1 protein-coding gene is annotated in these 240 nt (G+C 58.8%); it reads left to right on the top strand.

Features of this window, described 5'->3' with window-relative positions:
* Positions 1-240: hypothetical protein (locus tag SB689_RS24055; protein ID WP_410694538.1), on the top strand; the 240-nt coding region annotated here is incomplete at both ends.

The following is a 240-nucleotide window of genomic DNA, read 5'->3' as shown; positions in this document are numbered from 1 at the left end:
AAGAAGCTCGAGCGCCGGCCCGATCCGCGCGCCTTCGTGTCGATTGGCATCTCGGTCAAGGGTAGCCCGACACCGATTGTGTATTACCGGGAAGAAGAGCTGGAAGAACGGGTGACCTGCTGCGCCTGCACAATGGAGTATACGATCTATGGCGCGTTCGGCTTCTGTCCCGACTGCGGGGCCCATAACTCCCTGCAAATCGCCAATGCGAACTTTGACCTGGTGCTAAAGTCGCTCGAC

Origin of the sequence: Chryseobacterium sp. SIMBA_038, from assembly GCF_046535115.1 — a bacterium.
Classification (GTDB): domain Bacteria; phylum Bacteroidota; class Bacteroidia; order Flavobacteriales; family Weeksellaceae; genus Chryseobacterium.
The sequence above is the reverse complement of the archived record's forward strand: the minus strand, read 5'-3'. Positions and strand labels throughout refer to the sequence as shown.